Source organism: Desulfonatronum lacustre DSM 10312, from assembly GCF_000519265.1.
GTDB lineage: Bacteria > Desulfobacterota > Desulfovibrionia > Desulfovibrionales > Desulfonatronaceae > Desulfonatronum > Desulfonatronum lacustre.
Map to the genome: position 1 here is coordinate 2,374,877 of NZ_KI912608.1, position 25,558 is coordinate 2,400,434.

The window sequence follows — 25,558 nt, forward strand, 5'->3', positions numbered from 1 at the left end:
TACGACATGGATCAGCGCCGGGCTCCGAACCCCTCAGCGGGACCGCCTTTACAGCCCCCTGTAGAGGCTTCCAGAGAGTCATCCGGAGAGCGTCGTGCCTTTCATCTGGACGCCTTGTTCGAGACGGTCAGCGAACTGAGTCGGTTGACCGACCCGAAGGAGGTCATGGAGACTTTCGTCCTGATGAGCATGGGGGCTCTGGGAACGGCTCAGGGCTTGCTCGTTGCCCAGGATCGCCGTTCAGGCCGGCAGCATCTCGTCTTGCGCGGACTGCCCGAGTCCGACAAGGAACGGCTGCCCGATGCAGTTCAGTCCGTATCCGCCAAAATCCACAACGAAGGCGAGATGCTGTCCCGGCAGGTTCTGGTCGTGGTGATCAACGAGTCCCCCGAAAAGCCCGGTCTGCCCGAGCCGTTGCGCGTCGTGGTGGAGTGGTACCTGGACGAGCATCGTTTCGGAGTCTTGGGCTATGGCCCCAAGGTCAACGGCTCGGCCTACGACCACCAGGATGAAGATTTCGTGCTGCAACTGGTCACGGCCTTTATGGACGCCCTGGCCTCCGCAAGCGTGAATGAGACCATCCGCGGCCTGAACGAAGAACTGCAAGCGAGAAACACCGAGCTTCAGGGGGCGTTGCTGGCTTCCCAGGACATCCAGACCCGCCTGGATCGCCGTTACTTTCACTTCAAGTCCATCTGCGACACCACTCGGGAACTCAGCGGAAACCTCCACGCCAAGACCCTGCTCTCCTCATTTCTCCTGTCGGTCATGGGCACGTTCAGCGCCCAACAGGGGTTCATCGTGCTGTGGGATCGACGTGACAACCGGATCGAAATCGTGACTCGAGGGTTCGGCGACGATACTTCTCCGGTCTTTGATGCCCAGCGCTTGGATGCCGTCTTCCGTTCCCTGCTGCATCCTCCGTTTGTCCCGGCCCAGGGAGAAAAGCACTATCAGGTGCTGACCCAAGACGAACTCCAGGCCTTGGAATTGGCCGAGACGTCGCAAGTCGGCGCCGCGTTCCTGTTGGATGACAATTGGTATGGGCTCGCGGGAATCGGAAACAGTCTTGCCCGGTCCGAGGACGATCAAGGGGAGCGGGAATTGTTGCCCGCCCTGCTCCAGGGCTTTCTGGTCAGCCTGGGCAATGCCCTGGCCTTTGAAACCATCCAAAAACTGAACAGCGACCTGTTGCGCAAAAACGCCGAACTGCGCCAAACATTGGACGAACTGCAACAAAGCCGCCAGACCATCAGCCTGCTGGAGGCGACCGCCAATCGCTTCAGCTCCTTGCTGCGCTCCGAAACCCTGCGCATTAAACGGGTAAGCCTGTTCGATTGTCTGGCTTTGGCCTTGGTCAGTCTGGTCCTGGCCTTGGTCTTCAACGCCTCCAGTCCCGGCGGCATTTCGCTGTTGCCCGAAACCTGGGGTCAGCCTCGGCCCGATTATATCGACGTGGCCTGGGCCAAGCTCAAGCATGAGTCACAAGGCGCGCTGTTTTTAGACGCTCGGCCCACGGAGTTTTACAATCAGTCGCGTATCGTCGGCGCGGAGAATCTGCCTTTGAACCTGTTCGACTTCGTCTATTCCATGCGCTTCGCCATGCTGGATCCGGAAAAGGACGTTGTCGTCTACGGCCGCAACATCAGTAGAAGATATGACGAACAGGTGGCGGCCAAGCTCAAGGAGCGCGGCATGGTCAATGTGCGGGTCATGGAAGGTGGCCTGCGGCAATGGCAACGCAACGGGCTTCCGGTGGAGCCATGACGAAAAATCCGCTGGTCAGACTACTGACCCATGAGTACGTGGCCCTGGCACTGCGATTGTATATCGGCGGGCTGTTCATCTACGCGAGCATGTACAAGATCAGCTATACCGCTGAATTCGCGGAAACCATCGCCAGCTATCAGTTGGTCCCCTACTGGGCGGTGAACGTGCTGTCCGTGTTCATGCCCTGGTTCGAACTGGTTTGCGGCGTCTTATTGATCATCGGTTTCCGGGCCAAATCCGCTGTGGTGCTGATCGGCGGAATGCTGGTCATGTTCACCATTGCCGTGGTGGTCAACCTGCTGCGCGATTCGCCCATCCCCTGTGGTTGCTTCAGCAGTGTCGAGGACCCGATATCCTGGTGGACGGTGGTCCGCGACCTGATCTGGGTGGCCATGACCGTCCACATCTACTACTTCGACAAGATTTTGCACCTGGAGAACCATTTCACCTCCAGGATTGAAAAAATTGCCTGATCCAGGCACTTCAGCGACATTTTGGGGATCATCCAAAATCTCGATAATTTCAGAGTGGCAGATTGCAGTATATTCAAGAGAAACCTCCAGTGTGGGCCAGCAGGCATCGAAATCGCTATCGAAATCGGAATCGAAATCGGAATCAGAAAGTTACCAGAAATCGATTTCGATCACGATTTCGATTTCGATTCAAAGCGCCCGTAGAGCGGGAACAATTCTGCCCATCCCCCTGCCCTCTGACTTCTGACTTCTGACCTCTGACTTTTGTCTTCCGGCGAGGTGTTCCATGCTCAGATTACTTTGTCTCGGTGTAACAAGCTTGGCTTTTTTCCTGATCACTGCCTGCTCCGACCCGTCGCACCTGGTGGGCAAGTATCAAAGCCCTTCCGAGGCGGAGCATTTTGTGTTGCTGGACTTGCAGCCCAATGGTCAGGGGACCTGGGAGACGAATTTCGACGTGGTATCGTTTCGCTGGAAGCAGCGCGGGGGTGAGATTTGGCTGCATACCCGAACCGGAGGCGTGATCACCGGGGACATCGTGGAGGCGACCCGGCTAAAAGTTGACATTCCCGGCGTCGGGGTGATCGTGCTGGAGAGGCAATAAAAAGCGTAACTACTCAGCACCGAGTAGTGCCGTTGCCGGTGTCGGTATCGGGATCGAAAACGCTGGGATGCGTTCCCATTTTTTTCTGTTCCGACTTCGATACCGATACCGATTGCCGGAGCAAGAGCGGACGCATAATGTGCTGAGCAGATACTAAAAAAGCGACCGGGGCCCACGGGGCCCCGGTCAAGACGAAGGAGGGTGAGAGAAAAGAGACTATCCGAAAATCCGTCTGGCCGGCGAGACTGCCTTGGCCAGAGCGGCTTTACGGCTGAGTACAGGGATGTCCGCGGATGCCACGGCATACCTGAAGTACTCCCGAGGATTGTCCTCGGTAAGGAAAATCACCCGGACGTCGTTGGGATCGGTCAGCGCGGCGTTGGGTTTGTACTTCTTGACTTCTTCCAGCCGCTTTTTAGCGATTTCCAGGATTTCATCCGAATCCCCGAACTGCATGGTTCCGGTGGGACAGCTCAGCACACAGGCCGGGAGCAAACCGTTCTGAACCCGGTCGATGCACATGTCGCACTTGGTTTGGATTTTGGTTTCCTCACTCCAGCGAGGGATGTCGTACGGACAGGATTCCCTGATCTGCTGGCCGTCCAGGTTCTTGGTCCGTTCCGTGAACAGGACCGCCCCGGTCTCCTGATCATGCAGAATGGCCTGATCGTCGTCATAGTCGCCGACCATCTTGCAGGGTGGATAGACGCAGTGCCGGCACTGATCCGGAAAAAAGTACCACTGCTTGAACTTCTCACCGTCCATGGCCTCGGTCATTCGTACCAGCTTATAGGTGATGAAGGACAGGTCCTTGGGGTTCTGAAACGAGCCCCAGTTTCTGGTTTCTTCCGCCGGGAGTTTCTTCCACTGCTTGCAGGCCACTTGGCAGCCCCGGCAGGCCGTGCACTTGGTCAGATCGACAAAGAAGCTTTTACCTTGCATATCGCACTCCTCCTTAGGCCTTGCGGATGTTGACCATGAATGTCTTGGTCTCGGGAATGAAGGTGTTCGGGTCGCCTACGGACGGCGTCAGCAGGTTGGCCGAATCGCCTCCATCACGAGGATGCACCCATCCGTAGTGCCATGTGGTGCCGACCATGTGAATGGTCTGGCCCATGGATTTTATCGGCTGTAGGCGAGGCGTGACGATGGCCACGGCTTCGATCTTGCCGCGCATGTTTTCCACGATGACCTTGTCACCGCTTTCAATGCCGCGCAGCTTGCCCAGCTCGGGATCAATTTCCACGAAGTTCTGCGGCATGCATTCCAACAGCCAGGGCGTCCAGCGGGTCATGACCCCGGACTGCCAGTGTTCGGTGACCCGATAGGTCGTGCCCACGAAGGGATACCGCGGATCGCAAACCGCGCGTTTGATCGCTTCACCGGCGAACTCCAGGGCCGTGGGATTGTGCAGACGGCTGGAGAAGGGATGCTCCTCAAAAGGACATTCCATGGCTTCGAAGTGCTCGGGGAAAGGACCGTCGGCCATCCCCGGACCGAACAACCGGCCGTAGCCTTCCGCGGTCATGATGAAGGGATGCCGCTCGCTTGGTGCCCATCCTCCATCCGGCACATCGCCGACCCACTTGCTGCCGTCCCAGGCGATGACAGCCTTATGCGGCGCATAGGGCTTGCCTTGCGGATCGCAAGAGGCCCGGTTGTACACGATGCGGCGGTTCAGGGGCCAAGCCCAAGACCATGCCGGGAAGATGCCGATGTTGGCCTGCATTTCAGTCTGGGTCTTGTCGCGGCGGGCCATCATGTTGCCGGCTTCGGTGTAGCAACCGCTGTAGACCCAGTTGCCGCAGGCCGTAGAACCGTCGGCCTGGAGAGCGGTGAAGTTGGGCACCTGGGTTCCGGCCTTGTGGGTGGTGTCCCCAATCTTCACGTCCTTGACGAAGTAGCCGTTGAGCAGCTTGGCCACTCGATGCGGATCGAAATCGTGCGGGAACTTCTTGTCCGGATTGGTAACGCCAGCGGTGTTGAAGTTCATGATCGGATCCGGGAAAGCACCGCCTTCTTTTTCATACAGAGCGCGGACCCTGCGCACCAACTCCAGGGCCATGTCGCCATCCGGGATGCAATCGCCCATGGGCTTGGGACCGGCATAGCGCCACTGCACCCAGCGTCCGGAGTTGGAAATGGAGCCTTCCTTTTCGCACCAGACAGCCGGAGGCAAAACAAAGACCTCGGTCTTGACCTTGGCCGGGTCCATGTTCGGGCCTCTCCAGAAGGAGGCGGTTTCATTGTCGAACAGGTTGACCACTACCAGCCAGTCCAACTGGGCCAGAGCGTTTCTGGTCTTGTTGGAGTCCGCACCGCAGGCCGCCGGGTTCTGGCCCCAGGCAAAATAGCCTTTGAACTTGCCCTGAAGCATGTGGTCGAAGAGCACCAACCAGGAAGCGTTCTGGCCAGCGTCCAGCTTGGGCATGTAGTTATAGCTTTCGTTCGGGTCCTTGTCCGGATACATGGCCTTGAGCAGGCTGGCCACGTACTTGGGTCTGTTCTGCCACCAGTTGGCGCTCTTGGGGTCGTTGGACACCGGAGTCGTGGCCTTCTGGTAGTCTTCGAAAGTGGCCATGGCAGCCCGGGGTGTGGGGTTATAGCCGGGAATAATGTGGAACAGCAGAGCCTGGTCAGTGGAACCCTGAACGTTGGACTCGCCGCGCAGGGCGTTCACCCCGCCACCGGCCATGCCCATGTTGCCCAACAGGAGCTGGATCATGGCCATGGTTCGGATGATCTGTGCGCCGGTGGTGTGCTGGGTCCAGCCCATGGCGTACATGATGGTCCCGGACTTGTCCGGAGCGCCGGTGGCCGCAAAGGTTTTGTACAGGGCCAGAAGCTGGTCCTGGGGTGTACCCGAGGTTTTTTCGATCCGGTCCAGATCGTAGCGCTCGTAGTGCTTTTTCATCAACTGGAAGACGCAGTTGGGATCCTTCAGGCTGGGATCCTTTTTGGGGATTCCCTGCTCGTCCATCTGGAAGGTCCAGGTGGCCTTGTCGTAGGAAGCCGTCTCGGGATTGAAGCCGGTGAACAGGCCGTCCTCGAAACCGAAATCGGGATTCACCAGGAAGGCGGCGTTGGTATAGTTGACGACGTAGTCCTTGAAGTACAGTTCGTTGTCGATGATGTACTTGATCATCCCACCCAGGATCGGGATGTCCGTTCCCGAACGCATGGTCACATAGAGGTCGGACTTGGAGGAGGTCCTGTTGAAACGAGGATCCACGTTGACCAGGGTCGCGCCTTTTTCCTTGGCCTTCATGACCCATTTGAAAGAAACGGGATGGTTTTCCGCCGGGTTGGCGCCCATCATCAAAATGCAATCACTGTTCATCAGGTCGATGTAGTGATTGGTCATCACACCGCGTCCGAACGACTCTCCCAGAGCCGCTACAGTGGCGCTGTGTCAGATCCGGGCTTGGTGTTCTATGTACACCAAGCCGAAGCAACGCATTAAGGAGGAGATGTACCAGCATTCCTCGTTGTCTAGAGCCGCTGAACCGGTATGGGCGATGCCGTCGGTGCGGTTGACCACTTGGCCTTGGGCGTTCTTGGCGACGAACGTGGCGTCACGGGCGTCCTTGACCTTGCGGGCGATCTGGTCCAGAGCCCAGTCCCAGGTCTTTTCCTCGAATTTGTCGGAGTTGGGAGCGCGGTAGAGAACCTTGGTCATCCTGTCGTTGTTTTCGACGAGCTGCCACAGGGAAGCACCCTTGGCGCACAAGGAGCCTTCGTTGATGGGATGGTCCGGGTCGCCTTCGATGTTTACGGCCCGGTCTTTGTAGGGACCGCTCTGGGCCGTATGCACGATCAGCCCACAGCCCACGGAACAGTAGCAACAGATTGAGGTTGTTTCCTTGGCCTCCTTCAACTGGAGCAATTGCGCCTTAGCCACGGTGGGCTTGAGGTCGAACCCCAAGCCACCGAAGGCCAGCGCCGAGCCGGCCACGGCTGAAAATTTAAGAAAATTCCTGCGGTTAATCTGCATACGGCCTCCTTAGCCTAAAGACGGTTGATGAAAAAACTCACTGACCGCGGATCTCTCGTGCCTGCATGACCAACAGATCGTATCCAGAGGCCCGGGGGATGCCCGTCTCGCGCTCGCTTCCCGGACGGCACCCAAGCCGGGTGCTCCGGAACGCCAAGAGCATGGCCTTCCGGACACGGCCCAGAATTTGGGTCGCGAACGGCCTGATCCGGAATCCCAGCCCGACGAAGGGAAGGTTTTCCGCAAAGGAAACAAGTTGGGACATGGCGATCTCCATGAGGCTTTTTCTAGATTCGATCTGTTAGGTACCTCTTTGAAAGAAATCGCAAAAGCGGTCAATAAAAAAGCTGATTACCCAAATTTTGGCACAAACCGGCAGAGCAGCCCAGCGGTTTCAGTGAAGATGTCCGCGTTGCGATGATTGTAGCGAAACTCCAGTTCCTTGACGTACAGGGGGAATTTTTCCGGAGAGAGGCCGCGGTAACGGCGGATCTTGTCCAGGAGGTAGGTGAGGAAGTCGGGGGAAGATCCGGGAGAGGGTGTTTGCGAAGGGAGGGTGAATTCCAGAAAACGGGGCGGAGGGGCTGTGGTGCAGAAGAGCAGGGCATGGTAGCGTTGGTACGGCGCGCTGAAGTAGGTCTTGCCCCAGTGCCCCAGTTCCAGACCGAAACTCTGGTGAAAGTGGAAGACCGTTTCAGGCCGCAGGCCGAGGACGAGGTCCACGAAGGCCACTCCGGAATGCTCAATGACCCCGAAAACCGGCGTGGAAAGCTTTGTGGATGGAACAACTCTCAGAACCCGACCGGAGGTGTTCAGCTCAATGCTCCGCTCCGGGCCGAAAAAATCCTTGGCGTCGATGGCGCTGGCCGCGATGGCGCAGCGGATGGTGGTCACGGCCTTGTACACCGTGTTATAGGCCAGATCCACCTCCTTGCTCATGGCCAGTACGGTCAGGTCCATTTCAAACAGCTTGATGATCCGTAGCCAATTCCGGCAGCTCAGGTCGCAGTTGTTGACCCAGCGTCCGCTGAAGTCATGGTAGGTGTAGGAACACTGAGCGCATCGGCGTCGGCGGTCGGTCAGAGGGTAGTTCTTACGTTGCCTGCAGCGCGGGCAGAACCGCTGGTGGTTTTTCCAGCAAAATTTCAGCAGATAGCGACGAGCCGTGGATTCGCTTTTTATGTAGTGTTCATAGTCGATTAACCGCATGATGAGGCGACACCCGATAGTTCTGAGTCAAAGCAATATGTTTTGAAGGCGATTTGGCTTCTATCGTTTTTTTCTCCTTTGGGCCATCCCCTTTTACCCGAAAAGCAGCCTCAGGTAGAGGGTTCGGCAAGCGGGTTCGAAAAGAACATCCAGAAGGGCGTCGTCGTGTGCTCTGGGGTAACACTTGGGTGATAATCAGGAAAATCAAATCCTTGGAGAATCGGCATCGCTCCCATGAATCAATAAGGAAGCGCTCCCCATCCTTGCCATTTATTTAACACTTTGGCAGAACCATAAAGACATGGCATTGAAGAAGCGGCGATTGTCGCCGATTTTTGCTTGAGGTTGTTGCACTTCACCCAATCCGCGGGAGGATATGACGATGGTGGACATGAAAAAAATTCTCTGCGCCATTGATTTTTCGGAAGTCAGCCCCATGGTTTCGGAGTACGCGCATTCCCTGGCCAAGGCCTTTGGAGCGGAGGTGATTCTGCTGTACTCGGCCCCGTCACTGAACCAGTACGTCAGCTTTCACGTCCCGCCCAACTCCATTGAAACGTTCGTCGGGGAAATCGTCTCCGGAGCGGAACAGAGCATGGAGTCCTTTATTTCGCAGTACCTGCCGGACGTCAACGTAACCGGGCGCGTGGTCAGCGGATATGCCGCGGAAGAGATCGTGAAATGCGCCGACGAGGAAAGCGTGGACATGATCGTCATGGGCACCCACGGTCGCAAGGGGATCGACCGGATACTCTTCGGCTCGGTGGCGGAGAAGGTCGTCAAAAGCGCCAACTGCCCCGTCCTGACCCTGCGGCCCTTCTGTCCCGTGGACTTCCCCGGGAAATGACCGCCTTGATTCCCAGGCTGATCATCGCCGACATCAGCGCACGGAGTTCCGCCATTGGCTATTACCATTGAACTGCGTAAAAAAAGCCCCCCCCCTGGGGTAGACCTGGGCAGCGGCTGGATGAAGGTCGTCGCCCTGAGCTTGCGACGACGTAAGCCGATCTTGAACCGGATCGGCCGCATTCCCCTGGCCGTCGGCGACATGGACAAGGGCGAAAAGGCGGCTGACCGGCTGGCCGAGCTATGGCGGCATCTGGGCATCCGGGAGAAAGGCGTGATCTCGGCCATGACCGGACATGCCGTGATCGTCAAGAAGGTCAACGTGGCTTCCGAGGCCGCGGCGAACATGGAAAGTTTTCTGGCCAAGGAAGCCAAGCAGTACATCCCGTTCGACCTGCAGGACGTGTATATCGACCACCAAAACCTCGGTCCCGGAGTCAAGGAGGGGACGGTGGACGTGCTCTTAGTGGCCAGCAAGAAACGGGAAGTGGAGGACCGGTTGAGCATCCTGACCCGGGCCGGTCTGGAGGTCCGGGTGATGGACGTGGACGCCTTCGCTCTGAACAACTGTTTTGAATTCAACTATCCGGAACTGATCGACCGTCCCCAGTACATTTTGGACATCGGCGGCCAACTAAGCGTGTTTTGCGTGGTCTGGAACAAGCAATTGGTCTTTCACCGCGAATTGAGTTTCGGTGGCCTTCAGCTGACCGACCGGCTGGCGAAATTGATGAACCGGTCCAGGGCGGAGTGCGAAAAATTGAAAATCAACGGCCCGGGCGACTTGCCGTCCACGGAACAGGCCGTGATCGTGGATGAACTGGAGGACGCGGTGGTCTCCTGGGCGGGCGAGGTGCGGCGCCTGATTGGATTTTATCTCGGTTCGGTACCGGAAGCCAAACCCGCTGAAACCCTGTATCTGTGCGGAGGAGGCAGTCTGTTGGCTGGGCTGCCCGGTCGGATGGGGCGAGAGTTGGAACTGGACGTTCGCCACCTCGACCCCTGGCGCAAGCTGGAGCCGGACCCGGCCCGGTTCGACGCGGCCTATCTACGTTCCGTGGGGCCGCAATACGCCGTGGCCGCCGGGCTGGCCCTGCGGGAGGCGGTCCCATGATCCGCATCAACCTCCTCCCCCCGGAAAAACGACCGCGGATTTCCACCCTGCGCCTGGACCTTGGCGCTTTGATACTGGCCTTCGTCCTCGTCGGGGGCGCGATTTTATTGACCCATCTATGGATCAGCTCCGAAGTCCGGGAACTGGAACGCGTTCATGAAGCCAGGGAAGCCGAAAACTTGGCCTTGATGGCCGAGGTGGCCCGGGTCCGGCGAATGGAGAACGAGCTGAAGTCCATTGAGTCAAAAATCCGAATCATCACGGATATCCGAAGTATCCAGACCCTGCCGGTACGCTATGTGGACGCATTGATTTCCCTGCTGCCGGAAGAGCGGATCTGGTTCGAGACCTTTCACCTGGAAAAGAACGGGGTTTTGCAACTGCGGGGCGTGGCCATGGACAACCAATCCTTTGCCGCCTATGTGGAAATACTCCGGACCTCGGCCTTTGTCCGCGGCGTGGTGACGGAGCGAACCTTGCGCCGGGAGGTGCAGGGCCTGTCGCTGGTGGAGTTTCATTTTCGGGTCTCCTTCGGTCCCCCACCGGCCGACTACTTCCTGGAGAGGGCCGAGCATGGATAGTCGCGCCGTGGTCAAGCGGCTGGAGAACCTGAACAAGCTGCATAAGCTGGCGATTCTCGTCGTTTTGATCGTCGTCGTTGTGGGCGGCTACGCATTTTTTTCGCTCATGCCCAATCTTGAGCGCAAGGCCATGCTGCAAGAGGATATCCGGAACCTGGAAACCTCCATCGCAGCCAATCGCCGACTGGCCGCCAGGCTGCCGGAATTGGAGGAGGAAATGGAGGCCCGGGAGTACGAGTTGCTCCTGGCCAAGATGCTGCTGCCCGAGGACGCCCAGGAACGTGAACGACTTTTGGCCGCCATTGAGCGGCTGGGCATGGATGTGGGGGTCGAGTTCATGCTCTTCCAGCCCGGCGACGAGGTTCAGCACGATTTCTATGCCTCCCGCGAGGTCCAGTTGCGGATGCGCGGCGAGTTCCATAACCTGATCACCTTTTTTGACCGCATGGCCCGATTGGACCGACTGGTCAGTCTGGATCGCCTTCGTTTGCAGCCCACCGCCGCGGCCGGGACCGGCCCGGTCATCCTGAACGCCGAAAGCACCATCCAGGTCTACCGGGCCCTGACCGAGCAGGAAATCAAGGCCGCGCAGGAACAGCAAAGCCAGCAGCAGCAAACCAGGCGGCGCAGATAGTCCGGCGCTCTTCGCCGAGGAATTCCATGACGCCCACGCAGCAGGACGCATCCCGGATAAGCCGGCAAGCCGGTGCGCGGAGAAGATTTCCACGCAACCGGGTGGGCATTTTGTTCTTTTCCTCTGGACTGTTTCCGTGCTTTTTTCCGGCGCTGATGCTTTTTTTTCAGCTTGTTTCGCCACGCACCGGCTGGACGGTCGAAGAGGATGACAACGGGGTGGAGGAGATGTTCATGGGCACCACCCTGGAACTTCCGGACTGGCTGCGTACCCCGGACGGCTACGTCTTCCGTCCGGAAGGCAAGCCGGATCCGTTTCGCCCGTTCGTCCGCCCTGCCCCGCCGGAAGAGTCGTTTCGGGCCCAAGCTCCGGCCAGGGCGTTGACCCCGTTGGAACGCGTCGAGGCGACCCAGTTGCGGGTGATCGGCATTGTCTGGGCCGTGGATCGTCCCGACCAGGCTCTGGCCATGGTCGAAATGCCCGACGGCAAGGGATTCGTGCTCCGGCCCGGAGTGGGCGTGGGACGGTACGGCGGTAAAGTCCGCCGGATCACTGCCAACGAGGTGATCATCGAGGAACATGGCCTGGACATCGCCGGTCGCGAACAGGTCAGGGAAGTGATCCTCAAGCTGCATCCAAGCGAGGGAGATGATCATGGGTAGCGCCCTGAAAGCGATAAAGATTCGAGCGAGAGGACGGCGGACGAACCGACTACCGATCCTTTTTTGCGGCGCGATCATGTTCGTGCTGGTGACGGTTTATGGGGGCACTTCCATCGGTGCCGAGGCAATCGCCCCGGAACCCGTACCCGAGGAAAGAGTGTCGTCCGAAGCAAATGTGACGCAACCGGTCGAGGATTTCCTCGGAGAATCAAGGACGGTTGATTCACGGCCCGACATGCGCCAGGCGACGTTTTTCCAGGCCGACGACGTCGTGGGCATCCGTCTGGAAGCGACCGGCGAACTGACGTGGCGATCCGTTTCAGCTCGTCCGGGCCAAATTCGGATACTGTTTCCCAGTGCCGTCATACCGGCGACGGCTGCCCGACTGCACCAGCTTCACGCCTTCGGACATCCGGTGAAAACAGGGTTGCTGCGGAATACGGCCAGCGGCGGGGAGTTGATATTGACCGCCACCGACCCGATAGTCATCGAGCCCGAGGAGGTGCCGGAAGGGCTGATCCTGCGTTTCGTGGACGCCCAGGCCCGAACGGAAGATGCCAAGCTTTCCGCCATGCCGACGGTTCGTCCGGAGCCACGGGAGCATCCGGTCCAGGATGCGTTGGAAACGCGCTTTCCCGAGGAAGAAGCGCTGTTTCCGGGAATGCGCGAAGAGTACGTCGGGACGCCGATTTCCATTGATCTGCAAAACGCCGAAGTGGAGCACGTGCTGCGGCTCATCGGCGAGGTGGCCGGGTATAATCTGATCCTGGACGCCGGAGTCGGCGGTCGGATCTCCATGAAACTGGACAATGTGCCCTGGGATCAGGTCCTGGACCTCGTTCTTGTCCAGCGCAATCTGGGAATGGTGGTCCGGGGCAACATCCTGCGCATCAGCACGGCCCAGCAGTTGGAGAGCGAACGGGAACAACGCCGCCGCGCCCGGGAGTCCGCCATGCAGGCCCAGGAGACCATCGAACGCCTGGAACCGTTGCAGACGGCCTACATTCAGATCAATTACGCCACCGCGGCGGAGATGGACGCCAGGACGCGACCCTTTCTGAGCGACAGGGGCAGGCTCAGCTTTGACCCACGGACCAACACGCTCATCCTGACCGACTCTCCGTTGCGAATTCGGCAGATTCAGGGAATCATCGACAGACTGGACCAGCCCGAACGACAAGTGATGATCGAGGCCAGGGTCGTTTATGCCTCGGACGAGTTTCAGCGCGCCATCGGACTCCGCTGGGGAGGCGGTATTGAAGGCGTCACGACGGAGTACTACCGAGGCGTCTATGGCGCGGCAGGCGGCGGAGTCCCGATCAACCAGGGCGGCGTCGGGCAGACCGGATACCTGGTCAATACGCCGATAGCCATGCCCCCCACGTTTGGAATCGGAGGCTTCATCTCCAAGCTCATGGGGCCGGATATGTTTACCCTGGACGTCCAGTTGCAGCTTGGAGAGCTGCAGGGCGAGTCCAGGACCGTCTCCAGCCCGCGCATCGTGACGTTGAACAACTCACGGGCGGTGATCAAGCAAGGCACGCGGGTGCGGGTCAACGTGCTTGACGACGCCGGCAATCCTCAGCCTGCTTTTGAAGACGCGGTTCTCGAACTGTCCGTCACGCCACAAATTACTCCCGACGACCAACTCATTCTTGATCTTGTCGTCAAGGACGACGTGCCAATTGGGGAAAATATCGACACCAAATCCGCCGAGGCAAAGTTGATCGTCAACAACGGAGAGACAATCGTCCTGGGGGGGGTGTTCAAGGCGGCCGAAGGCCAACGCGAGAACCGCGTGCCGGGGCTGGCGAACATTCCAGGGTTAGGGGTTCTTTTCAAAAGCAGGATCACTGAAGAAAGAAAGGAAGAGCTGCTTATATTTATCCGGCCCAGTATCCTGTAAAGCCACTGAAAGTGGCTGGGCCTCGTAGAGTGGAAAGCGTGCCTGACAAGTTCCGGTTCGCCTGTAGCCTTGGGTCTGGGGAGATGTGCTCTCCCTGGTCCCGAGGCTTTTGTCATCACCGATCGTGAGGATTCATCGTGCAACAGCACCCCTTTCTCCGTCCTGAAATTCAAGGTTTCAGTCCCTACACTCCAGGGCTTTCCATTGATGAAATCCGTGAGCAATACGGTTTGCAGCGGGTGATCAAGCTGGCCAGCAACGAGAATCCGCTGGGCGTTTCGCCGCTGGTTCAAAAGGCTTTGCAAGATCACGCCGACGGAGTGTTTCGGTATCCCCGGTCGGGCAGCCCGGAGTTGCGGGCGGCTTTGGCGGCGCATCTGGACGTGCCGGAGGAGTGGATCGTGGCCGGCAACGGTTCGGACGAGATCATCGACCTGTTGATCCGGGTCGCGGTCCGGCCGGGTCGTGATCACATCCTGATCTTCGAGCCCAGCTTCAGCATGTACCGCTTGCTGGCCAGGCTCAGCGGCGTGGAGATCCGCACCGTTCCCCTGGGCGAGGAGTTTCATTTCCCCTGGGACAAGTTGTTGCACGCGGCGACCGAGCAAACCGCCCTGGTTTTCGTGACCACCCCGGACAATCCCACGGGGTACGCCCCCCCGGTTCAGGAACTGGAAACCCTCGCCCGCCGACTCCCGTCGCGGACGTTGCTGGTGGTGGACGAAGCCTACATGGATTTCGCCTCGCCCATGGACCAGTACTCCTTGCTGTCTCGGCTGCGCGATTTTCCCAACGTGGTCGTGCTGCGGACATTTTCCAAGCTCTACGGGCTGGCGGGGCTGCGGCTGGGATACGGGGTCATGCCGCCCTGGCTGGCGGATGCGTTGATCCGGGTCAAGCCGCCCTTCAGCGTGAACATCCTCGCGGAAAACGCCGGTCTGGCCGCCTTGCGCGACGTTCATTTCGTCCAGGCCTCCCTGGAATGCGTCCAGGCCGGAAGGGCCTGGCTGACGACGGAATTGACCCGGCTCGGTTGCCGCGTCTTTCCTTCGCAGGCCAATTTCCTGCTGTTCAAGCCAGGGCACGACGCTTTGTCCGCCTTGGACGTCTTCCAGAAACTCCTGGAGCAAGGGGTGATCATCCGGCCCCTGAAGAGTTACGGAATGGAGGAATATCTGCGGGTGACCGTTGGAACGGGAGAGGAGAATCGAATTTTCCTCCGGGAACTGGAGGCCGTGCTCCATGGCTGAACATCATCCCGCGCGGACATCAAAAGATCTTCTTGAACAGCCTTTGGTCGTCACCCTGGACGGGCCGGCCGGATCGGGCAAGACCACCGTGGCCAGGATGGTCGCCGATGGGCTGGGCATTGCCTACCTGGACAGCGGAGCCATGTTTCGGGCTTTTGCCCTGCGCCTGGGAGCGCAAAGCTGGACCTGGAGCGAGGAGGTTCTGCGGGAACGCCTGGCCGGGTTGGAATTCACCCTGCGGGGACAAGGCGGTCAGGCCGCGCTATTCCTGAATGGAGAACCACTGGGCGAGGAAATCCGGCGCGAGGAGGTCGGGATGTGGGCCTCAAATCTGGCCAAGGTGGGCATGGTTCGGGAAATCCTCAAGCAGGCCCAGCAGCGCCTGGGAGCCGGAACCTCCCTGGTGGCCGAAGGCCGGGACATGGGCAGCGTGGTCTTCCCCCGGGCCCGGTACAAATTTTTTCTGGACGCGGCGCCCGAGGAGCGGGCCAGACGGCGCTGGCTGCAACTCAAGGAGATGGGCGTCGAGGAGGACCTGGACGCCCTGATCGCCAATCTGCGCCACCGCGACGATCAGGACCGCAACCGATCCATCGCTCCGCTCAAGCCCGCGGACGACGCCGTGATCATCGATACGGCGGGCTTGACTCCGGGGGAGGTCGGCGGCGTGGTCGTCGAAAAGGTGCTGCGCGACTCGGGCTAATCCGCCCCGGTCTTATCCATCCGGTGATCCATGGCCTCGCTGAGGCGCTGGGCCACATCTTCGCGGCGCAGGTCGATCTTTTCCTGGACCCGGCACCGGAAGAGGACTTTTTTCAGATCCTTGGCGAGCTGTTCCAGTTCTTCCACGGACAGTTCAGCGCAGAGGCTGAGGATTTGGTCAATCTTGGCTTGGCTCATGGCGTTGTTTCACCTCGTTCCACAGGGCGTTCCAGGAATCCAGGTCCAGCCCTTCCAGGTCGATCCCTTTGGTTTCGGCCAACTGGGCCAGCTTGTCGAAGCGGTTCAGGAATTTGCGGTTGGCCCGGTCCAGGGCTTCGTTGGCCTTTAGTCCATGCCGTCGTCCGTATTCCACCAGGGTGAAGAGGTAGTCCCCGTATTCGTCCAGGGCTTTTTCGGCTGAATTGCCGTCTTCGCCCTGGACGGTGTGCCATTCTTGCCATTCCTGGTTCAGTTGTTCCCGCACACCGTCCGTATCCGACCAGGTAAAGCCCAGCCGTGCGGCCTTGGAATTGATGCGGTAGGCCCGCAACAGGGGTGGCAGCGTCGACGGGATGCCTTCAAAAGGGCCGCGGTCGGCCTTTTCCTTCTTTTTTTCCTTTTCCCAGTTGGCCCAGAGGGCGTCCAGGTTCGCGAAAGAGGCGTCGGCAAAGACGTGGGGATGGCGTCGGACCATCTTGGCCGCGGCCTGGTCCAGGACGTCTTCCAGGGTAAAGCGTCCGTCCCGTTCCATCAGCCGGGTCACGAAAAGCAGCAGGAACCAGACATCGCCCAGTTCCTCGCGGACGTCGTCCGGTTTGTTCGAGCGGATGGCGTCCACCAGTTCATGCACTTCCTCAACCAGATAGTCGGCCAGGGTCGGCGGGGTCTGCTCCCGGTCCCAGGGGCAGCCTTCAGGGCCGAGCAGTCGTTCCAGTACGTCCCGCAGGCGCAACAGCGCGGTTTGATCGCCGGTCATGGCCGCTGACCTCCCTGGTCGCCGGACAACCGTTCCTGAACGTTTTCGCGCCAGGTCTGGCGCAAGGGCTGGCTCTTTTCCTCGAATTCAAGGCGCATCTCTCTGGGCAGCAGATCCGCCAGGATGGCCGCGAAGCGATTGACCTGGGGGGCCATCCGGGATGAGGCCAGAATCTCGGCCTTTGGCGAAAGAAACGTGGTCAGAACCAGGACCAGAAGAACGCAGATCAGTCCGCCTTTCAACAGTCCAATCACGCCTCCGGCAAAGCGATCCACCCAGCCCAGCAGGACGACCTTCAACAGGTGCCGCAGGACCGCGGCGACCATCAGGACGCCCACCAAGCCGGTGCAGAAGACCAGGGCGTAGCTGATCAACTGGGCCGTGCCGCGATCCGGGAGAATGCTCTCCACCAGGGGCAGGAGCATGGTGTGGTATTTGTTGGCCAGGAAGAATCCGACGATCAGGCCGGCGACGGAGGAAATCTCACCGATGAATCCGCGAAACAGGCCGCGGATCAGGGTGAATCCCAGGGTGACCAGAATCAGGATGTCCAGGGTGTTCAAATCAGCTATAGGCATGAGGGTGTCCAGAGATAGGCGTGAGGGTGAGCCCGGGAAGGGCTTTCGTGATGGATACGGGACGTGAACGGCTCGTATCATCTGACGAACGACGTTTGGAATCTGCCATGTTTCGCGGGTACGGGCAACACCGGCGGCTCGTGTCGCGGTCAGGGTTCCGGATGATTCGTGAAAGGCGGAATACCCAGGTTCAGCGGTTAGGGTGAGCGGAGCGGAAGGCCGGTCTTTCGGCCCTGTGCTTGTTGACGGTTTTTTTTCCGCCTTTGACCTAAAAACGAATGCCTTGGCAAAAAGCACCAAGTAAACAAAAACTGACCGGAAAGAACCTGATTTGAAGAGCAGCGTCGGGGAGCGCCCTCCACGGCGTACCGGTCGAGAATCCCAGGAGATTATGGAAATGTTCACCGTCAAGGCACCACAAAGTCACTCGCTCAATCCCGGCGTTGTCCTGGAATTTCTGCAACGGACCCTGCCGTTTAACGAACTGAGCCCTGGTGCCCTGGAAGAACTGGCCGAGGACGCGGCGTTGGATTTTTTCCCCAAGGGGACCGTGGTCCTGACGCAAGGGGTCACGGATATCGTCCATCTGTACCTGATCCAAAAAGGCGGCGTGAAGCTCTATTTACAGGACGAATCCGGAGAGGTGACCCTGAAGGATTTTCGCGGCGAAGGCGGCGTGTTCGGGGCCTTGGGCATCATCCGCGGCGCCAAGGCCAGCATGACCGTGGAGGCGCTGGAAGATACGTTCTGCTTCTTGTTGAACAAGCAGACATTCTTGAACCTGGTCAAGAACGATCCTCGCTTGGCCCAGTACTACCTGAAATCTTTTTCCGAAAATTACATCCACAAGTCCTTTTCCGAGCTGCGCCGACAGCGGCTGACGCCCAAAGGCGAGGGCTCCTTGATCCTGTTCAGCGTCCCTGTTTCGGACATGATCAAGCGCGACGTGGAGGCCGCTCCTGGAACCTATTCCGTACAAAAGGCCGCGGAGTACATGGCCCGGCACCGGATCGGCTCCCTGCTGGTGGAGGACGCCAAGGGCATTGTCCGCGGGATCATCACGGACAAGGATTTGCGCTCCAAGGTGGTGGCCAAGGGGCTGGAATACCGTACGCCGCTTCGGGAGATCATGAGTTCCCCGGTGCGGACTATCCCGGCGGACGCGGTCTGCTTTGACGCCCTGCTGGCCATGATGACCCACCAGATCCATCACTTGGCCGTGGAGGACGGGGGCAAGATCGTCGGCGTGATCACCAGCCATGACATCATGGTGCTCCAAGGCCAGTCGCCGTTGTATCTGTTCCGGGAAATCCTGGCTCAACAGACCTTCGAGGGCATACACGAGGTTTCCAGGCATGTCCCCCAGGTGGTCCGGCCGCTGATCGAGGAAGGCGGGAAGGCCAACAACATCACCCGGGTGATCACGGTGCTCAACGACCTGATCCTGGATCGCCTGTTGACCATGCTTCAGGAGCAACTCGGTCCGCCGCCGTTGCCGTTTTGTTGGATGCTCATGGGCAGCGAGGGCCGCAAGGAGCAGACCTTTCGCACGGACCAGGACAATGCTCTGATTTACGCTGATCCCCGGGACGACCAGGAAGCCCAGCGGGCCGATGCGTACTTTACCAAGTTCGCGGAAGAAGCCATCGAACATCTGGTCAAGTGCGGCTTCCCCCGGTGCTTGGGGGACATCATGGCCTCCAATCCCAAGTGGCGTTTGCCGTATTCAGGTTGGCGGGCCAACTTCGACCGCTGGGTCAGCGTGCCCGAGCCCCAGGAAGTGCTGCACTCCACGATCTTTTTCGATTTTCGGGCCGGTTACGGCGACAAGGCCCTGGCCGAGCGGCTGCGCGACCATCTGACCAAGACCGTGCAGGGCAAGGAGCTGTTTTTTCGCCATTTGGCCCAGGACTGCTTCACCTCCCGCCCGCCGCTCTCGTTTTTCCGCAACTTCATCGTGGAGCGCGACGGGGAGCACAAAAACCGACTGGACCTCAAAGCCAGAGGCCTTGTTCCCTTCTGGGATTTCGCCAGGCTGATGGCCCTGCGCCACGGCAGCCAGGAGACGAACACCCTGCGCAGACTCAAGGCTGTGGCCGACGGCGGGCATATCCCCGAGGAGCTCTACCGCAAAGCCCGAGAGGCCTACGAGTTTCTGATGCAACTCCGGCTGGTGCATCAACTGAAGTTGCTGGAGGGGGGCAAGACCCCGAACAACTTCGTCGATCCGGCGGAACTGACCGACCTGGAAAAACAAACCCTGAAAGGCGCGTTTTCGGTAATCACCAGCCTGCAAAACTTCTTGAAGTCGGCCTTCATGCTCAACGTCTAACCTGCCGTAATGCATATGCTGACCATGACTCATCCATTGCAAAGCCTCTTCTCCTGGTGGCCCTTCTTGCCCTGGAGCCGCCGGGACGAACACGCCCTGCTCAAGGCCAACCGCGAGTACTTTACCGCTTTCAGCCAGGACAAACCCCTGACGGAGTACGAGTTCGTGGTCTTTGACACGGAATTGACCGGCTTGAACGAGCGACGGGACGAGGTCGTATCCATCGGCGCGGTGCGGATCCGGGAAATGCGCATTGATCTGCAGAACTGCTTTTACACCTGTATTCAGCCGAATCAATACGTTCCCAAAAGCAGCACCCTGATTCACCGGATCACCCCTTGCCAGACCGAAGAGGCTCCCAAGCTGGAGACCGTACTTCCGGAGTTCGTCTCGTTCTGCGGGCAGGCCCTGCTGGTGGGGCACAACATCGGGCTGGACATCGGGTTCATGAACCGGGCCTTGAAGAAGCATTTGGGCGGGGCCCTGCACAACCCCTGCCTGGATACCATGCGACTGGCCATGCTGTACAAGGAGTCGCAGTGGGAGAACTACTACGACCGCTACAACCTCAACGTTTCCTATACGCTGACCGACCTGAGCAAGGAGTACGGCCTGCCCCTGTTCGACGAGCACAACGCCCTGCAGGACGCCATGCAGACCGCGTACTTGTTTTTGTTCTTCGTGCACAAACTGCACGGAGGGAAAATCAAGACCCTGCGGGATTTGTTCCTGGCCGGGAGGAGCTGGCGCTGGGTATAGATCAGCATCGAAATCGAAATCGAAATCGTGATCAAAGTCGGTGCTTGTATTATATCAATTTAGCAGAGAACAAATTTGCCCTGGCGGCACCCTGCAAAGGGATGGACAATAGGGTCCATTCCAAGCAGTTTTTGTATAGACAACCTGAATCCTTGGGAGGGGAGCATGAAGACACGAATGGATGAGTACTGGGGGAAGAACTTGCGATTGATCGCCATTCTTCTGGGGATTTGGGCCGTCGTAGGCTATGTGTTCGGGATCCTTCTGGTGAACCCGCTGAACAATTTCAGTCTGGGTGGATTCCCGCTGGGCTTTTGGTTCGCCCAGCAGGGGTCGATTTACGTCTTCGTCGTGCTGATTTTCGTCTACTGCTATCTGATGAACAAGATGGACAAGGAATACGACGTACAAGAGTAGCGGTATTCATTGGCATTCATGTCCATGATCCGGCATCGCCGGTGCGTCATGGGCGAACACGAGGAGCATCCCATGTCGATCTTAGCCTGGACCTATATCATGGTCTTCATAACATTCGGATTGTATTTAACCATTGCCTGGCGCTGCCGCGTGCAGGACACCAAGGGGTTTTACGTTGCCGGCGGCGGGGTGCCGCCCCTGGCCAACGGCCTGGCCACGGCCGCGGACTGGATGAGCGCGGCCTCGTTCATTTCCATGGCCGGGATGATCTCCTTTCTGGGTTACACCGGCGCGGTGTATCTGATGGGCTGGACCGGCGGCTACGTGCTCTTGGCCTTGCTTTTGGCCCCGTATCTGCGCAAATTCGGCAAGTTCACGGTGCCGGACTTCGTGGGCGACCGCTACTACTCCAGCACGGCCCGGCTGGTGGCCCTGATCTGCGCCATCTTCGTCTCCATCACCTACGTTGTCGGCCAGATGCGCGGCGTGGGCATCGTGTTCAGCCGGTTTCTGGAAGTGGACGTGAACACCGGGGTGTTCATCGGCATGGCCATCGTTTTTTTCTACGCGGCCCTGGGCGGAATGAAGGGCATCACCTGGACCCAGGTGGCCCAGTACTGCGTTTTAATCACGGCCTTCGTGATCACCGCCGTGTCCTTGTCCATAAAAGTCACGGGCAATCCCATCCCCCAACTGGGGTTTGGCTCGACCATCGCCGAGGGCCAGTACGCCGGGCAGTACCTGCTCACGGCCCTGGACAGTATTGCCACGGACCTGGGATTTCGTGAGTATACCTCGGCCTTTGGCCCGGGGAACATGAACATGCTCTCGGTGATCTGCATCACCATGGCCCTGATGGTCGGCACCGCCGGCCTGCCCCACGTGATCATCCGCTTCTACACCGTGCCCAGCGTGAAGGCCGCCCGGATCAGCGCGGGTTACGCCTTGCTGTTCATCGCCATCCTGTACACCACCGCCCCGGCCGTGGCCGCCTTTGCCCGGTACAACATCATCGACAGCCTGAACGAGCAACCTTATGCCGATGCCCCGACCTGGTTCACCAACTGGGAACAGACCGGATTGGTGGCCTGGGTGGATAAGAACGACGACGGGATCATGCAGTTTAGAGCCGGGGCGCCTTTTGTTGGAATCCCTCGGTTCACCGGAGAAACCGGGCCGCAAGGTCAGCGGTTGGTGGCCAACGACCCCACGGACAATCCCAACGAGCTGTACATCGACCGGGACATCATCGTGTTGGCCAACCCGGAAATCGCCAACCTGCCGAACTGGGTCATCGCGCTGGTGGCGGCCGGAGGTCTGGCCGCGGCATTGTCCACGGCCTCGGGATTGCTGATCGTTATTTCCTCCTCGGTGTCCCATGATCTCTACTACCGGATGATCAACCGCCAGGCCACGGAAAAACAGCGCATGCTGGTCAGCCGGATCATGATCGGCGTGGCCGTGGTCATTGCCGGGTACTTCGGCATCAATCCACCAGGATTCGTGGCCCAGATCGTGGCCTTTGCCTTCGGTCTGGCCGCCTCGTCCTTCTTCCCGGTGATCATCATGGGCATCTTCTCCAAGCGGATGAACAAGGAAGGAGCCATCGCCGGGATGACCGCGGGCATCGGGTTCACCATGTTCTACATCATCCAGACCCGCTTCTTCGGCGTTGACCCCTGGTTCTTCGGGATCACCGCGGAAGGCATCGGGACCATAGGCATGCTCTTGAACTTCGCCGTGGCCCAGATCGTCTCCTCCATGACCAAGGCGCCGCCCCAGGAGATCCAGGACCTCGTGGAATCCATCCGCTCGCCGCGCGGCGCCGGAGCGGCCGTGGATCACTAATTGACGCGATCCCTCGCGCTTGAAGCAACAGCCCCCTTCCCGCATTCCACGCGGGAAGGGGGCTGTTTTTTTGGTTGATCCGCAGAGCTTTCCAGCTTTTCTTCTTGCGGGGGACCGTTGATTTTGGCATGAGTTGAAACCAGGAATGGAAGTGTCCACCCTTTTGCACACCTCGCCACTGATCCCCTTCAGCCATGGGGCCGCTCATGCCGGAACAGAACACCCAAAACGACAGCGATCCGCTTCCTGGCTTTGATCTCCAGGACATCTTCGACAACGCCCCCATCGGCATTTTTACGTCCACGCCCGAGGGACGCTTCATTTCGGCCAACCCCTCCATAGCCAGAATACAGGGATATGATTCACCAGAAGAGCTGATTGAATCGGTCACGGACATCGCCGCACAGGTGTATGCCGACCCGGAAGACCGGAAGGAATTCATCCGTTTGCTGGAAGAGCACGGCGAGGTGGTCAATCATGAATGTCGGTTCCGTCGTCGTGACGGGACGGCGTACTGGGTATCCAGCAGCGTTCGGACTTTGAGAAATTCCGAAGGGCGTATTGTTGCTTATCAAGGATTCACCACGGATATTTCCGAGCGTAAACGGATCGAGCGACACTATCAGGACCTTTTGGAGAACATCAACGACGTCGTTTTTTTTGTGGATTTGGACGGGCGGATCACCTACCTCAGTCCTTCCGCAAAGAATTTCATGGGGGAAAAGGCTGTTGACCTTCTTGGTCGTAACTTTCGTGAACTCATCGATCCCAGAGATATCCCCCTGATTGAGCACGCTTGGGAAAATGTTCTGCGAGGCCGGTTGGAGCCCGATCAATACAGGCTCTGCCTGGAACCAGGCGAAACTTTATGGGTGCGCACCTCAAGCCGTCCGATGGTGAAAGATGGCGTGGTCGTCGGCATTGTCGGCGTGCTCACGGACATCACGGAGCAGAAACGGGCCGAGGATGCGCTACGCGAGAGTGAAGCACGTTTCCGAAGTTTGTTGGAACATATCCCCACTGTTGCGGTTCAGGGGTATGGAATGGATGGCGTGACGCTCTTTTGGAACAAGGCGTCAGAGAAATTCTATGGATATTCACAGGATGAAGCCATAGGGAAAAATCTTGTCGACCTGATCATTCCGGATGACATGCGAGCGAATGTTGTTCAGGAAATCAAATCCATGTCCGAAACCAGAAGGCCTCTTCCATCCGCGGAGCTTCATCTCAGGCGCAAGGACGGGTCACGCATCCCGGTTTATTCCAGTCACGCCATTATCCAGAGACCTGGCCAACCTCCTGAGATGTTCTGCATTGATGTCGACCTGACTGAGTTGAAACTGGCCGAGGGAGCCTTGCTGGCAGCCAAGAAACAAGCCGAAGCCGCCAGCAAGGCCAAGTCCGAATTCCTGGCCAACATGTCCCACGAAATCCGCACCCCGCTCAACGGGATCATGGGCATGATGCAGCTTTTGGAGACCACCACTCTGGACGCCGACCAACGACAGTACGTCCAATTGTGCACGTCCTCGGCCAACCGACTAACCCGGCTGCTCTCCGACATCCTGGACCTGTCCAGGGTCGAAGCGGGTAAGTTGACCATCCACGAGGCCGAGTTCGTCGTCCAGGAGCTTGCCGATTCCGTGTCCGGCCTGTTTACCTTCAATGCCAGAGGCAAGGGCGTGGCCTTGGAGTGCAGCGTTGATCCGGCTGTTCCCTCCAGACTCATTGGTGATGAGGCGCGGGTCCGTCAGATTCTCTTCAACCTTGTTGGCAACTCATTGAAGTTTACGGATAAAGGACATGTCCGAGTTGAGATGACTTCATTGGCATCGGATAAGAATGACAGCGCCAATGTGCTTTTCACCGTCACGGATACGGGCATCGGCATTCCTGAATATGAGGTGAAAAACCTCTTTGATTCCTTCTTTCAGGTGGACGGTTCCTATACCCGAAATTTTCAGGGAGCCGGTCTCGGCCTGGCCATTGTGAAGCGCCTCGTGGACTTGCTGGGCGGGAAGGTTACCGTGAAAAGCGACGTCGGCAAAGGCACCTCCATGCGTGTGCTCCTCCCGTTCAAACTACCTGGCGGCATGGGCATCCCTGGTCAGGGCGAGATGACGGGCCAACATCATGAAGCCAAGCACAGACTGCGCATTCTCTTGGTCGAGGACGAACCGTCAAACGCCCTGCCGATCCGCAAACTATTGGAAAAAGCTGGCCATACTGTGACGCTGGCCAAGGATGGGCAACAGGCTTTGGACTTGTTCAAAGATCAGGATTTCGACCTTATCCTGATGGACATCCAGATGCCGGTGATGAACGGAGTCGAAGCCACCAAGGGCATTCGCTCATCCACCGACCTCGGTCCCAAGAAAGACATCCCCATCATCGCCCTGACCGCCTATGCCATGTTTGGAGATAAGGAAAAATTCTTGGAGGCCGGGATGGACGATTATTTGGCCAAACCGGTGCGGATGGAGGATTTGGAAAAAGTGCTGGAGAAACACTTACGCACAATCCAAAACATGGAGGAGTAAATGAGTCGAGCCTGAAAAGCCATTATCGCCAATAGAGCGCACCATGTGCGGCGGATGGCTTTTGGTATCGAAAACAGCCAGAGCATAAAAAGAGCAAAATCTAACTTTCTCGATTAAGAGATTACTGCGAAAAGACACGAGAGGCCAAAACGAGTCATTCCCGCGTAGCCTGTTCTCTTTAAGACGGTAGTATTTCCGCAAGAATTGTCCGACAACAAAACAACAGGGAGGTGTATCTTGTACGTTGCACAAAAATCATGGTTTCTTTTTCGGATGGTATGCTGCCGTGAATCTTTTTTTGTCGCGACTTGTTTTTTGGGGGCTGTTTTTTGGGCTTGTTCGGTGCTGATCATTGATGCAGGC

General features: G+C 58.4%; 24 protein-coding genes. 16 read left to right on the top strand and 8 right to left on the bottom strand.

Features of this window, described 5'->3' with window-relative positions:
* Window positions 1-6 precede the first annotated feature (6 nt).
* The 3 genes from DESLA_RS21795 to DESLA_RS20135 all read left to right on the top strand — a co-directional run bounded on the left by DESLA_RS21795 (window position 7) and on the right by DESLA_RS20135 (window position 2,847).
* Window positions 7-1,767, top strand: coding sequence for a rhodanese-like domain-containing protein (locus tag DESLA_RS21795; protein WP_084032027.1), 1,761 nt, complete (start codon window positions 7-9; stop codon window positions 1,765-1,767).
* Window positions 1,764-2,243 carry a MauE/DoxX family redox-associated membrane protein gene (locus DESLA_RS0111265; protein WP_028572520.1) on the top strand — a complete coding sequence of 160 codons (480 nt, stop codon included), beginning with the start codon at window positions 1,764-1,766 and terminating at the stop codon, window positions 2,241-2,243. Before DESLA_RS21795 ends, DESLA_RS0111265 begins: the two co-directional genes overlap by 4 nt.
* Before the next feature lie 286 nt (window positions 2,244-2,529).
* Entirely contained in the window at window positions 2,530-2,847 is a 318-nt protein-coding gene (locus tag DESLA_RS20135) for a hypothetical protein (protein ID WP_156932937.1), read from the top strand.
* A gap of 216 nt (window positions 2,848-3,063) precedes the next feature.
* Here DESLA_RS20135 and DESLA_RS0111280 read toward each other — a convergent pair whose 3' ends face one another.
* The 5 genes from DESLA_RS0111280 to DESLA_RS23545 form a co-directional block, all read right to left on the bottom strand.
* Window positions 3,064-3,789, bottom strand: coding sequence for a 4Fe-4S dicluster domain-containing protein (locus tag DESLA_RS0111280; RefSeq protein WP_028572522.1), 726 nt, complete (start codon window positions 3,787-3,789; stop codon window positions 3,064-3,066).
* A gap of 13 nt (window positions 3,790-3,802) precedes the next feature.
* Entirely contained in the window at window positions 3,803-6,841 is a 3,039-nt protein-coding gene (gene fdnG, locus DESLA_RS0111285; protein WP_084032028.1) for a formate dehydrogenase-N subunit alpha, read from the bottom strand.
* 37 nt (window positions 6,842-6,878) lie between these two features.
* Window positions 6,879-7,106, bottom strand: coding sequence for a hypothetical protein (locus DESLA_RS0111295; RefSeq protein WP_028572525.1), 228 nt, complete (start codon window positions 7,104-7,106; stop codon window positions 6,879-6,881).
* Window positions 7,107-7,192: 86 nt separating this feature from the next.
* Complete coding sequence (locus DESLA_RS20140) at window positions 7,193-8,050, bottom strand: transposase (RefSeq protein ID WP_035261743.1); 858 nt, start codon at window positions 8,048-8,050, stop codon at window positions 7,193-7,195.
* A 270-nt stretch (window positions 8,051-8,320) separates the two neighbouring features.
* Window positions 8,321-8,443, bottom strand: coding sequence for a hypothetical protein (locus tag DESLA_RS23545; protein ID WP_281172408.1), 123 nt, complete (start codon window positions 8,441-8,443; stop codon window positions 8,321-8,323).
* Between DESLA_RS23545 and DESLA_RS0111305 the strand changes: the two genes are divergently transcribed.
* The 8 genes from DESLA_RS0111305 (at window position 8,433) to cmk (ending at window position 15,746) form a co-directional block, all read left to right on the top strand.
* Entirely contained in the window at window positions 8,433-8,897 is a 465-nt protein-coding gene (locus tag DESLA_RS0111305) for a universal stress protein (protein ID WP_028572526.1), read from the top strand. The two genes, DESLA_RS23545 and DESLA_RS0111305, sit on opposite strands and share 11 nt — an antisense overlap.
* A gap of 54 nt (window positions 8,898-8,951) precedes the next feature.
* Window positions 8,952-10,010, top strand: coding sequence for a type IV pilus assembly protein PilM (gene pilM / locus DESLA_RS0111310; RefSeq protein ID WP_028572527.1), 1,059 nt, complete (start codon window positions 8,952-8,954; stop codon window positions 10,008-10,010).
* A complete protein-coding gene (locus tag DESLA_RS0111315) occupies window positions 10,007-10,591 on the top strand; it encodes a PilN domain-containing protein (RefSeq protein ID WP_028572528.1) in 585 nt (194 codons plus the stop codon). Before pilM ends, DESLA_RS0111315 begins: the two co-directional genes overlap by 4 nt.
* A complete protein-coding gene (locus tag DESLA_RS0111320; protein ID WP_028572529.1) occupies window positions 10,584-11,225 on the top strand; it encodes a type IV pilus inner membrane component PilO in 642 nt (213 codons plus the stop codon). The genes DESLA_RS0111315 and DESLA_RS0111320 overlap by 8 nt, the downstream gene beginning before the upstream one ends.
* A 26-nt stretch (window positions 11,226-11,251) precedes the next feature.
* Window positions 11,252-11,887 (top strand): pilus assembly protein PilP, encoded by a 636-nt coding sequence (locus tag DESLA_RS21800; protein WP_084032029.1) that lies wholly within the window; start codon window positions 11,252-11,254, stop codon window positions 11,885-11,887.
* 235 nt (window positions 11,888-12,122) lie between these two features.
* Window positions 12,123-13,793 (top strand): type IV pilus secretin PilQ, encoded by a 1,671-nt coding sequence (locus tag DESLA_RS0111330; protein ID WP_169732621.1) that lies wholly within the window; start codon window positions 12,123-12,125, stop codon window positions 13,791-13,793.
* 137 nt (window positions 13,794-13,930) lie between these two features.
* The gene (gene hisC, locus DESLA_RS0111335) at window positions 13,931-15,043 is read left to right on the top strand and encodes a histidinol-phosphate transaminase (protein WP_035261745.1); all 1,113 of its coding nucleotides are present in this window, start codon (window positions 13,931-13,933) and stop codon (window positions 15,041-15,043) included.
* Window positions 15,036-15,746 (top strand): (d)CMP kinase, encoded by a 711-nt coding sequence (gene cmk / locus DESLA_RS0111340; protein ID WP_051434614.1) that lies wholly within the window; start codon window positions 15,036-15,038, stop codon window positions 15,744-15,746. The genes hisC and cmk overlap by 8 nt, the downstream gene beginning before the upstream one ends.
* Here the strand turns inward: cmk and DESLA_RS0111345 are convergent.
* Genes DESLA_RS0111345 through DESLA_RS0111355 form a run of 3 tightly spaced genes read right to left on the bottom strand, consistent with a single transcriptional unit; the run spans window position 15,743 to window position 17,299 of the window.
* On the bottom strand, window positions 15,743-15,943 hold the full coding sequence (locus DESLA_RS0111345) for a hypothetical protein (RefSeq protein WP_028572534.1): 201 nt from the start codon (window positions 15,941-15,943) through the stop codon (window positions 15,743-15,745). The genes cmk and DESLA_RS0111345 overlap by 4 nt on opposite strands.
* Entirely contained in the window at window positions 15,924-16,721 is a 798-nt protein-coding gene (gene mazG / locus DESLA_RS0111350) for a nucleoside triphosphate pyrophosphohydrolase (protein ID WP_028572535.1), read from the bottom strand. Before mazG ends, DESLA_RS0111345 begins: the two co-directional genes overlap by 20 nt.
* Complete coding sequence (locus tag DESLA_RS0111355; protein ID WP_169732622.1) at window positions 16,718-17,299, bottom strand: CvpA family protein; 582 nt, start codon at window positions 17,297-17,299, stop codon at window positions 16,718-16,720. Before DESLA_RS0111355 ends, mazG begins: the two co-directional genes overlap by 4 nt.
* Before the next feature lie 397 nt (window positions 17,300-17,696).
* On the opposite strand from DESLA_RS0111355, the gene DESLA_RS0111360 reads away from it, so the two are divergent.
* From DESLA_RS0111360 to DESLA_RS21805, 5 genes are all read left to right on the top strand, one after another.
* Window positions 17,697-19,631 carry a DUF294 nucleotidyltransferase-like domain-containing protein gene (locus DESLA_RS0111360; protein ID WP_028572537.1) on the top strand — a complete coding sequence of 645 codons (1,935 nt, stop codon included), beginning with the start codon at window positions 17,697-17,699 and terminating at the stop codon, window positions 19,629-19,631.
* 24 nt (window positions 19,632-19,655) lie between these two features.
* Window positions 19,656-20,390 carry a 3'-5' exonuclease gene (locus DESLA_RS0111365; protein ID WP_084032216.1) on the top strand — a complete coding sequence of 245 codons (735 nt, stop codon included), beginning with the start codon at window positions 19,656-19,658 and terminating at the stop codon, window positions 20,388-20,390.
* Window positions 20,391-20,555: 165 nt separating this feature from the next.
* Window positions 20,556-20,807 (top strand): DUF4212 domain-containing protein, encoded by a 252-nt coding sequence (locus DESLA_RS0111370; RefSeq protein WP_028572539.1) that lies wholly within the window; start codon window positions 20,556-20,558, stop codon window positions 20,805-20,807.
* A 72-nt stretch (window positions 20,808-20,879) separates the two neighbouring features.
* A complete protein-coding gene (locus DESLA_RS0111375) occupies window positions 20,880-22,655 on the top strand; it encodes a sodium:solute symporter family protein (RefSeq protein WP_028572540.1) in 1,776 nt (591 codons plus the stop codon).
* 206 nt (window positions 22,656-22,861) lie between these two features.
* Window positions 22,862-25,195: a PAS domain-containing hybrid sensor histidine kinase/response regulator gene (locus DESLA_RS21805; RefSeq protein ID WP_169732623.1), complete on the top strand. Its 2,334-nt coding sequence runs from the start codon at window positions 22,862-22,864 to the stop codon at window positions 25,193-25,195.
* The last annotated feature ends 363 nt before the right edge of the window (window positions 25,196-25,558 follow it).